Below are 10,660 nucleotides of genomic sequence, written 5' to 3'. Positions count from 1 at the left end.
ATAAGCTGTTAAGTACTTAATTTACACATTGAGACCGCAGGGGAGCAGAGGAGCAGGGGAGCAGGGGAGAGGGTTTGAAGTTCTTACCCACAATTTAAATTGTGCAACTTGTATGCACAACAGCTTAGTTCGTTGTTGTTTAGCCATCTTTTATAACTGATTCCAATTGTTGAGACAGCGAATGTGTGTCTCTGAATGTTGAGGCAGGCAAGTAGACTGTAAATTGAGTACCTCTGCCTACTTGACTGTAAACATTGACAAAACCACCGTGATTCTTAATAATACCCAACGCTGTAGAAAGTCCTAAACCTTTACCTTTGCCTACCTCTTTGGTAGTGAAAAATGGTTCAAAAATCCTTTGCTGGACTTCTGATGACATCCCCATACCAGTATCCGTCACCACGATCGCAATATAAGAACCCACTTTCGCATCAATATTTATCTGAGCAGAATTTTCGCCAATCACCAGATTTTCTGCCGCAATCCTAAGAATACCGCCATTGGGCATAGCGTCGCGGGCGTTGATTACTAAGTTTATCAATACCTGATGTAGTTGAGTTATGTCTCCACGAACGTACCAAAGATTTTTAGGGATATCTATCTGGCAAATAATCGAATTAGGGAATGTTTGAGCGATAATTTGCTCAATCTCTGCCATCAAAGGCTGAATTTGCACAATTGTCCGTTTGCTTTCAATACCCCGTGCAAAAGATAACACTTGTTTAAGCAAATTAGCGCCGCGTTTGACATTATTTTCTAAAGTTTGCAGTATTTGCTGACTCTGTGAATCGGGCAATTTCTTCTGCAACAGTTGAACTGACATTAAAATTGGCGATAGTATGTTGTTGAGGTCGTGAGCGATACCGCCAGCTAGAGTCCCGATACTCTCCAAACGTTGCGATCGCAGAAGTTGAGCTTCTAGTTGTTTCTGCTGCGTAATCTCAGTGTTCACACTCAAAATGGATTTGGGTTGTCCATTATCATTTCGGATCAGTGTCCACCGACTTTCAACGATAATTACTTTGCCTTCCCTTGTCAGTTGATGCAATTCACCCCGCCACTCACCCGTATTCATCACCCTTAAGTAAGCATCTTCTAGCTGTGGTGAAATCTCTTTATATAAAAGTTGTAAAACATTCTTACCCACAACTTCCTCAGCCTTCCAGCCGTATAGACTCTGGGCACCTTTATTCCAAAATAAGATTTGGTTGTGGATATTTCGTACCAGAATCGCATCAGTTGATACATCTAACAGTGCCGCTTGTTCGCTAATTTTCTGTTCTGCCTGTTTTTGCTGGGTTATATCTCGTGTCAGTGCCAAATGGATGAACGTGTCATCAGATTCGTTACATAGTGGTACGGCATGAGTTTCTATGTAGCGGCGAGTGCCTTTAAATCCCACGATTTCAAACTCCAAAGTCCCCTTATTACCTTGACAGACATTTTTATGCAAGTCGGCAAAGGCGGCTTTATACTCTGGCACAATTACGGCATCAACTGGTTTACCAATCAAGATATCAGCACTTTCCACTTCCATCATTGCCAGCCCTTCTGCATTAATTTCTAAAAGGGTGCCATCTCTGGCAATTAGCTGGATGCATTCTGGTTCTGCATCTATCATGGCTCGTAAACGATTTTCGCTTTGGCGTAGGGCCAGTTCTGTCTGCTGAAGTTGCCTGATATAACGCCACAACAAATCATACAGCAACGCCACCAGCACCAAATCCACAATTGCAGCGATAAAAAATGTCACTATCGCCTTTTGGGAATTTGCTTGTGACTGCTGCATTCCTTGCTGTAATAAATTTTTCTCTGCCTTCAAAAAGTCGTTAATCAGTTGTTGAATCTCTTTGCCGATTTGCTTGTCATTATTAAATAATATTTGCTGCCGAACTGCTTCTAATCCCTGGTTTTTTCTGAGGTAAATTTCTTGTTGCAGAATGTTGAGCCTGTTAGTAATTTTCGGCTCCATAAAAGCAATCCACTGCTGCTTTTGACGGTTCTTTGCAGTTAAATTTTTGAGAATCTGAATATTGCTATTTGTTTGTTGATCAGCTGCAAGATAAGTTTGTAAATCATCTGTATCTGTTGTAATTAAATAACTCCGTTGTGCAGTTTCAGTATCTTTGAGTGTAGATTGGATACTTTCAATTTGGGTAATAACTTTATAAGAGTCTGTTAGCCATTGCTGGTTATGAATCAGCTTCACAGTGTTGCTATATGAAACTACAGCATTAGTAAATACAACTGCCAATGCTAGGACGAATATTGCTTTCAGCTTTTGGACTCGATACCATTTTTTGCTCATGCGATCGCCCCTTCTGCACCAGATGCCCTCCATCAGTTAAGATTAAAGATTAGAAACAAATACTGAGAATATTTTAAGGATTTTGATAACACGGGTAGCAAAATACAATCTGTTATAGTTGTAAATATCTGGATTTTTAGGGATGATGATTTATACATGATACTCACAAATAAATCCGCTAATTTTTAATATAAATTCATTTTTAGCTGTAGGGGCGCACGTCTTTACGCTCTTACTACAATTAGCTTGACATGATTCAAGCAATATGTTAATAATAATAGTTTGTGGAAACTTTACTTCTTAATATAAGCTCTTGGCTAACGTCATTGTCATAGGTGCCCAATGGGGCGATGAAGGAAAAGGTAAAATAACTGACTTACTCAGCCGTTCCGCAGATGTTGTGGTGCGTTACCAAGGGGGTGTCAATGCTGGACACACGATTGTAGTTAAAGGTCAGACCTTTAAACTGCACTTGATTCCCTCTGGGATTTTGTATCCAAATACCGATTGCATTATCGGCTGTGGAACAGTCATCGATCCACAGATTTTGATCGCAGAACTCGACCAACTAAAAGAGTTAAATATTTCCACTGACCACCTGCTGATATCTGAGACAGCCCACGTAACGATGCCTTATCATCGGTTGATTGACCAGGCATCTGAAGAACGACGGGGAAGCCATAAGATCGGCACAACAGGTCGGGGCATTGGGCCGACTTATGCTGACAAATCTGAACGTACAGGCATTCGGGTTTTAGACTTGATGCACCCTGATGGGCTGCGTGAGCAGCTAGAGTGGACGATTAATTATAAAAACGTCATTTTAGAAAAGCTTTACAACTTGCCACCTCTAGATGCACAAGAGGTGATTGAACAGTATTTGGGATATGCAGAACGCTTGCGCCCTTATGTTATTGATACATCGTTAAAAATATCCGATGCGATTCAGCGACGGCGGAATATTTTGTTTGAAGGCGCACAAGGTACGCTCCTTGACTTAGATCATGGAACTTATCCCTATGTCACCTCCTCTAACCCGGTAGCGGGGGGGGCTTGCGTTGGTGCAGGGGTAGGGCCGACAATGATTGACCGGGTAATTGGAGTGTCGAAAGCCTACACAACGCGGGTGGGAGAGGGGCCATTTCCCACGGAATTGGATGGCGAGTTGGGAGAATTGTTGTGCGATCGCGGTGCTGAATTTGGCACAACCACCGGACGCAAGCGGCGCTGCGGCTGGTTTGATGCCGTCATCGGTCGCTATGCCGTGCGGATTAACGGCATGGATTGTATGGCGCTCACCAAACTGGATGTCCTCGATGAATTAGAGTCAATCCAAGTTTGTGTCGCCTATGACATAGATGGCGATCGCAGCGAACACTTCCCCACCAGTTCTCGTCAATTTGCGAGATGTCGCCCCATCTACAAAACCTTACCAGGGTGGAAAGTGTCAACAACCCACTGCCGCACCCTAGAAGACTTGCCACAAGCAGCATTGGATTATCTCAAATTCTTAGCCGAATTGATGGAAGTTCCGATTGCGATCGTCTCACTAGGAGCCAGCCGCGATCAAACCATAATCGTAGAAGACCCCATCCACGGGCCCAAACGCGCTTTATTGCACCCCGACGGCACACCTGCTACCTTGCTAAGTGCTTAGTTAAAAGTGAGGAGTTAAGAGTTAAGAGTTAAAAATGAAGAGTGAAAAGTGAGTAATTAACTCCTAACTCCTAACTCCTAACTTCTAACTCCTAACTCCTAACTCCTAACTCCTAACTCTAATTAACAACTAACAACTTCTATGGCTATTACAGTCGAATCTCAAAAACGTCCAGAAGGCAGCAAGCCAAGAGCTTTGCGCCGTGCTGGATTGATACCTGCCAATTTGTATGGTCATAAGGGTACAGAATCCATTTCTTTGACCATTGATGCCAAAACTGTTGAGCGTTTGCTCAAAAGAGCTTCCGTCAACAACACCTTGATTGAGTTGAATATTGCTGATGCACCTTGGCGCGGTAAAACCTTGCTGCGGGAACTTCAGATCCATCCAGCCAAAGGTACGCCTTATCACCTTAGCTTTTTCGCGGTTGCTGGCCACGGCGACACCACTGTAGAAGTACGTCTGCGTTTTGTGGGAACTGCTGTTGGTGTTAAACAAGAAGGTGGCGTGTTAGACACCGTAGTCACTGAATTGCAAGTTAGTTGTGCGCCAGAAAATATCCCAGATGTAATTGAAATCGATGTCTCTAATCTGCAAATTGGAGACAGCTTGAGTATTAGTGATATACCCTTTCCTGAAGGTGTAACACCTCTAGCTGAATCAGAGCGACTTGTTGTCAGCGTTTTGCCACCACAAATTAGCGCTGAAGATGCTGGGACAGAAACTGAAACTGAGGCAGTTTCTTAAGCTAGGTAAACTGTGTAATAATTTTTGATGACACCAGGGGGGAACTCCTGGTTTTTTTGTATTTGAACCGCAGAGGCGCAGAGACCGCAGAGGACAGAGATGACAGAAGCGACTCTTCCAGTCTTAATTCAGCAAATGTTGCAGCCGGGATTTTATCCCCATCCGGTAACAGAACCTATTCAACTAATTCAAACCCACATTTCTTATGTGCTGCTGACTGGAGATTACGCCTATAAACTAAAAAAACCGATGAATTTTGGTTTTTTAGACTTTTCCACCTTAGAGAAGCGGCAACATTTTTCTCAGGAAGAGTTGCGGTTGAATCAACGGGGAGCAGGTGAACTGTATTTAGAAGTGTTACCTATAACTTTGGTAGGGGAACAATACCATTTAGGAGGAACTGACGAGGCTGTAGAATATGTGCTGAAGATGCGCCAGTTTCCTCAAGAGGCGCTATTAAGTACACTTTTTGAACAGGGTAAGTTAAATGAGACACGCCTAGATGAGTTGGGACGGGTGGTGGCTCAATATCATGCCGAAGCACAGACGAATGATTACATTCGCACTTTTGGTGAAGTGCCAAATGTTCGGGCCGCCTTTCATGAGAATTATCAGCAAACTGAAAAGTATATTGGTGGCCCCCAGACTCAGGCGCAATTTACAGAAACAAAGCAATATACAGATAACTTTTTTGCCGAACGTCCAGAATTATTTGCTAGCAGAATTCACAACGATTATATTCGTGAATGTCACGGAGACTTACACCTGAGAAATATTGCCCTGTGGCACGATAAAATCTTGTTGTTCGATTGCATTGAGTTTAATGAGCCGTTTCGCTTTGTCGATGTGATGTACGATGTAGCGTTCACGGTGATGGATTTGGAAGCGCGGCAGCGTAAAGACTTGGGTAATGCATTTTTGAACGCCTATATAGAGGAAACTGGAGACTGGGAAGGCTTACAGGTGTTGCCCTTGTATTTAAGTCGCCAGGCTTATGTCCGGGCAAAGGTGACATCATTTTTACTAGATGATCCGAGTGTACCTACGACAGTGAAGGAAGAAGCGACAAAAACCGCTGCTGACTATTACAAACAGGCTTGGGAATACACTAAACCAAACCTGGGACAACTAATTTTGATGTCGGGGTTGTCGGGTTCTGGTAAAAGTACCACAGCAAGGTCTTTAGCTCGTCAACAAGGAGCGATTCACCTGCGTTCGGATGCAGTGCGGAAGCATTTAGGGGGAATTCGTTTGTGGGAAAAGGGTGGCGATGATTTGTATACACCGGAGATGACCGAGAAAACTTACACACGACTGTTGGAATTGGGGATTATCCTGGCTAAACAAGGTTTTTCGGTAATTTTAGATGCTAAGTATGATAAACAACAATTACGGCAAGAAGCGATCGCACAAGCTACAAAGCATCAACTTCCTATTCAGATTATCCAATGCACAGCACCGCTGGAAGTTCTAAAAGAGCGTTTGAACAATCGCACTGGTGATATTGCTGATGCCACTGCCGATTTATTAGCCTCACAAATCAAACAAGCTGAACCTTTCACTGAAAAGGAACAACCTTATGTAAAGATTTGGGATACAACTCAGCCACAACAGGCACAATTAAAATAATTCGTAATGACACTCACGGATTCGCTAACGCTGCGCTAACGTAATTCGTAATTGAATCGAAAATTAGGAATTACGAATTAGTAATTGGTTAATAAGTTTTTTATTTTATGGCAGACAAAAAGAACGACTTTTTCAGTATTTCTCCCAGCTTCTTTTCTCAACTATTATTTGGGGCATTTTTAACATTTATATTAATAATGACTGGCTCCGCACCAGCCCTGAGTATCTTCTTAGGAATCATGGGCGGTTTCATCTTAAGCTGGATCACAAATTTAACCGATAATAGCGCCCAGGCTCCAGCTATCGCCTCATCTGATGGTGTCGATACAGGATTGAAATACTGGTTATTTTTCATGCTGGGTTTTGTATATTTAGGCTATCCAGCACCCATGAGTATCTTGCTAGGTGGATTAGGCGCTTTAGCTGGAGGCTGGATTACTGCTTGGTGGGGAAGTAAGGAAGAAACTAGAACTCAGTTGCAAGTTGAAGAGTCAGAAGAGGTTGAAGTTGAACCAACGAATGAAAGGATCAACAAACGGCAAATCAGAAGAACCGGTCGCCGTTACCGTCGCGCTCCTGGAAGTAGTTTCAATTTCAAGTTTTGGGAAAGGTAATAATTTGGGAATTGGGAATTGGGAATTGGGCATTGGGCATTGGGCATTGGGAATTGGGCATTGGTCAATAATCAATAGTTTTTCTTCCTCACTTCCTCATCTCCTATTTCCCATGCCCTAATAATATGTTTTTATATCTATCCAAATTCCTGCCACTATTTTTTTATCCACTAGGATTAGCGTGTGTAAGCTTGGTAGTAGCATTAGTGACTTTGTGGAAACGACCGAGGACTGCTGCGATCGCAATTGCTTTTTCCCTAACTTTATTGCTATTTTGTAGCAATGCTTGGATCGCTAAATCATTAGTGCGATCGCTAGAATGGCAAAATCTTCTACCCGCCGAAATACCTAATGCAGAAGCGATTGTGGTTTTGGGTGGCGCAACAAAATCAGCTTTTCCTCCCAGACCTACCGTCGATTTAAGTGAAGCAGGCGATGCCTACGGCGGGCTACGCCTACGCGTCATCTACGCTGCACAGCTCTATCGCCAGAAAAAAGCGCCTATAATCATTCTGAGCGGGGGACGCATTGATTGGCGTGGAAGTGGTTCGCCAGAATCGGCAGATATGGCCACAATACTCACATCCATTGGTATTCCATCTGAGGCGATTATCCAAGAACCTGACTCTCTCAATACTTATCAAAATGCTGTAAATGTCCGCAAAATCTTGTTATCTCGTGGAATAAATCAAGTATTATTAGTTACTTCGGCAATGCATATGCCGCGATCGCTTCAGATTTTCCAGCGTCAAGGAATCAATGCTATTCCTGCACCTACAGACTTTCTAGTTAGTGAGGGTGAGTTGCAATAACTCGGTAGTACTCCCAAAGCCGCTATACTAAATTTATTACCTGATACTGACAACTTACACCAATTTACCACCGCTTTAAAAGAGTATATTGGTTCTTTAGTTTATCGCTTACGCGGTTGGCTTTAATCAAGTTATGAGTTATGAGTTATGAAGTGCGGTAATTGCCTGAATTTGAAACTTTTAATGACAAATGACCAATGACAAATGACAAACTAAATCAACTTTATGTCAAAAAATTTACCTTATATTATTCCAGTTGCTCAACCCCAAGTTGAGGAAGCTTTTGCTTCTTACCAAACAACCCATCAGTTTTACCAGGAAGTTCGGTCACGGTCAGAGTTTCAACGTTATTGTGATTGGTATTATACAACAGCAGAACAAAACCGCCAAGACCTTAAAAGAATGCGCGGCGAACTGAATATTTTTCAGTGGTTTCGCCGCCGATAAGCGATTTAGATGACTTCTAACTCATTTTCACGCAAGTGGGCTTTAAACTTTTTACTAAACTGGACTACAATCGGCAGATTAGCGCTTACTGGTCTGTCTCGCCATTGGGTGGCAATAGCTACTACATCGCCTTCTGTGCCTTTGATGTCAAAGGGCTGATTCCGATGTTCAGGATGATGATACACCACTACCGAATCTTTAACGCGGATGCGATCGCCAACTTTCATAACAACATTTACACCTAGCATTTTCTTTTCCACAAGTATCTGCTACAAAATATATGATTAAACCGCTTAGAATTTGATTTAATCAGCTATTTCTTGACGCTTCATCGGGTGCAACGGCTTAACCCTCTGCGTCCAGGCACGTCTTAGCAATCCGTGCGTACTTTTTTAAGTTTTTTGCTGCGTTAATAAGTATCGCCCATAGCTTTCCTCTTTAACCCAAAAGCAAGGAAATGAAAGAAAATCAGGCGATATCGGATGTGCTTAGTACTTTTACAAGATATCTAACCCTTTTATCTTGACTCTAGGATGTTCCCCAGGTCAACTCTCTTAGGAATTTTCGTGCATGGCAGATGCGTTGTGATTGCGATCGCTCCTTTTACAAGCGGGTTCAATACGGTTCGGTTAACGTGTTTATTCCTCGAAGATCCCCCCAACCCCCCTTTTTAAGGCTTGCTCACAACCCTCTTTTACCCCCTTTTTAAGGGGGTCGCCGTAGGCGGGGGGATCTTAACCAAACCGTATTGAACGCTATAGAGTCTAACCAAAATTTGCTTGCTTGCTTAAGAAATCCCGGAAGCTGGAATGATAAAGACTGTAGCGGATTTCTCCATCAATTTGAGGCACTGCGTTGGGCGGGTTTCCCGACTTGTTCGCTCTTAGCGTTCCCGAAGGGTAGCAAGTGCCGTCCTGGAGTGTTAAAAACTCACGCCAATTTTCCAGAACTTCTTCAACATCATATTCATCAGTATCAATTGTACTAGCAATGCTTTCTGCTGATACTACTGATGAAACTTGCACTAATACATTCAGCACAGATGATTTAAATTCCCTCTCTTGGTTTGGGGAGTTAGGGGGAATCATCTTGTGGAAATGCTGCTGATAATACGCCTCTAAATCAGGGGTAAGTCGGTCAACCTCCTTAGAGATAGCAGGTAATATCTGACTAAGGTACATGAAATTGTTTTCGCTTTTGGCTATTAGCTGTGCTGTGAGTTCTTCGTCACTGTTGACATATCGTCGGATATATGCTTCGATATCCTCGTGGTTTTGTTGTGGGTATTCTGCTAAATCGAAAATTTGGGAAGGTGCTTCTATCAACAAACCGGATTGTTTTCGCACATAAGGACGGCGGGTAAGAAGGAAATACACCCCACGCGGGAGATATCTGGGAAGATAAAAGAGATTTGAGCCTGGGGTTTGGTCAGTGCGGTTAACAGCATCCAAGGCATCAATAGCAATGATAAACTTTTGTTGAGGTTCTAGCTTGTCGCTGACTTGCTGAAGCAGGGAAGGTAGAGACGTTTCTTGAGATGTCGGGGCAATTTGCGTGCAGATAGTAGCAATAAATTCCTCACCGCGATTTTTGCCTGGAAGTTGGGCGTTGTAATAGAGAACGTGGGGATTTTCTGTGACGTAGTTGGCGAGGATGGCACTTTTGCCGCTACCAGGTGCGCCAATTATGGTAAAGTAACCCCGGTCATGACGCTGGAGAAAGTTGGATATAGCAGTGAAGACGAATCCACGACCAACAAAGTTTTGGCTTTTTTCGAGAATGACTTGTTGAAATTCTGTTGGGTAGGAGGGAGAATTGATTGGCGTTGGGGGTCGAGGTGAAGTGTTCATATTTTATTCGACATTCTCCAACCGCAAAAAATGCACTCTTCCTGAACCATCACCTGCCACAATTGTCACCCCATCTGCTGCAACAGCGCAGCAAAAAAATGGATTTTCTCCTGTAAAAGTGGCAATTTCTTTCCCAGTTTCCAGATTCCAAAGTTTGAGTGTGTAGTCAGATGAAGCAGAAATCACTTTCTTGCCATCGGGGGTGAGGGCTACTGCTCTTACCCAGTGGCTATGACCTTTGAAAGTCCGCTCATCCTCCCCAGTTTCCAGATTCCAAAGTTTGAGTGTGTTGTCATCTGAAGCAGAAATCACTTTCTTGCCATCGGGGGTGAGGGCTACTGCTGTTACCCTGTGGCGATGACCTTTGAAAGTCCGCTCATCCTCCCCAGTTTCCAGATTCCAAAGTTTGAGTGTGTTGTCAGATGAAGCAGAAATCACTTTCTTGCCATTGGGGGTGAGGGCTACTGCTCCTACCAAGTGGCGATGACCTTTGAAAGTCCGCTCATCCTCCCCAGTTTCCAGATTCCAAAGTATGAGTGTGTTGTCAGATGAAGCAGAAATCACTTTCTTGCCATCGGGGGTGAGGGCTACTGCTC

Annotated in this window: 9 protein-coding genes and 1 pseudogene; 6 read left to right on the top strand and 4 right to left on the bottom strand. The window is 43.3% G+C overall.

Annotated features, from left to right (window positions below; translation table 11 throughout):
* Window positions 1-139 precede the first annotated feature (139 nt).
* Window positions 140-2,308, bottom strand: a complete 2,169-nt coding sequence (locus tag HWQ40_RS14540; protein WP_292778835.1) for a PAS domain S-box protein — start codon at window positions 2,306-2,308, stop codon at window positions 140-142.
* 313 nt (window positions 2,309-2,621) lie between these two features.
* On the opposite strand from HWQ40_RS14540, the gene HWQ40_RS14535 reads away from it, so the two are divergent.
* The 6 genes and pseudogenes from HWQ40_RS14535 to HWQ40_RS14510 all read left to right on the top strand — a co-directional run bounded on the left by HWQ40_RS14535 (window position 2,622) and on the right by HWQ40_RS14510 (window position 8,214).
* Window positions 2,622-3,965 (top strand): adenylosuccinate synthase, encoded by a 1,344-nt coding sequence (locus HWQ40_RS14535; RefSeq protein ID WP_292778833.1) that lies wholly within the window; start codon window positions 2,622-2,624, stop codon window positions 3,963-3,965.
* A gap of 141 nt (window positions 3,966-4,106) precedes the next feature.
* On the top strand, window positions 4,107-4,712 hold the full coding sequence (locus HWQ40_RS14530) for a 50S ribosomal protein L25/general stress protein Ctc (protein WP_292778831.1): 606 nt from the start codon (window positions 4,107-4,109) through the stop codon (window positions 4,710-4,712).
* Between the two features lie 99 nt (window positions 4,713-4,811).
* Entirely contained in the window at window positions 4,812-6,341 is a 1,530-nt protein-coding gene (locus HWQ40_RS14525) for an AAA family ATPase (RefSeq protein WP_292778829.1), read from the top strand.
* A 107-nt stretch (window positions 6,342-6,448) separates the two neighbouring features.
* Window positions 6,449-6,955: a hypothetical protein gene (locus tag HWQ40_RS14520; RefSeq protein ID WP_292778827.1), complete on the top strand. Its 507-nt coding sequence runs from the start codon at window positions 6,449-6,451 to the stop codon at window positions 6,953-6,955.
* A 125-nt stretch (window positions 6,956-7,080) separates the two neighbouring features.
* Window positions 7,081-7,893 (top strand): annotated as a pseudogene (locus HWQ40_RS14515) (YdcF family protein).
* A gap of 99 nt (window positions 7,894-7,992) precedes the next feature.
* Window positions 7,993-8,214, top strand: coding sequence for a hypothetical protein (locus tag HWQ40_RS14510; protein ID WP_292778825.1), 222 nt, complete (start codon window positions 7,993-7,995; stop codon window positions 8,212-8,214).
* A 5-nt stretch (window positions 8,215-8,219) separates the two neighbouring features.
* On the opposite strand, the gene HWQ40_RS14505 is transcribed toward HWQ40_RS14510, so the two are convergent.
* The 3 genes from HWQ40_RS14505 to HWQ40_RS14495 form a co-directional block, all read right to left on the bottom strand.
* Entirely contained in the window at window positions 8,220-8,462 is a 243-nt protein-coding gene (locus HWQ40_RS14505) for a ferredoxin-thioredoxin reductase variable chain (protein WP_334837428.1), read from the bottom strand.
* Window positions 8,463-8,978: 516 nt separating this feature from the next.
* Complete coding sequence (locus tag HWQ40_RS14500) at window positions 8,979-10,064, bottom strand: ATP-binding protein (protein WP_292778823.1); 1,086 nt, start codon at window positions 10,062-10,064, stop codon at window positions 8,979-8,981.
* A gap of 3 nt (window positions 10,065-10,067) precedes the next feature.
* Window positions 10,068-10,660: WD40 repeat domain-containing protein (locus tag HWQ40_RS14495; RefSeq protein WP_292778821.1), on the bottom strand; the 593-nt coding region annotated here is incomplete at its 5' end.

Origin of the sequence: Nostoc sp. NMS9, assembly GCF_017114995.1 — a bacterium.
GTDB lineage: Bacteria > Cyanobacteriota > Cyanobacteriia > Cyanobacteriales > Nostocaceae > Nostoc.
Note: the sequence above shows the minus strand (reverse complement) of the source record. Positions and strands in the feature narration are given on the sequence as shown.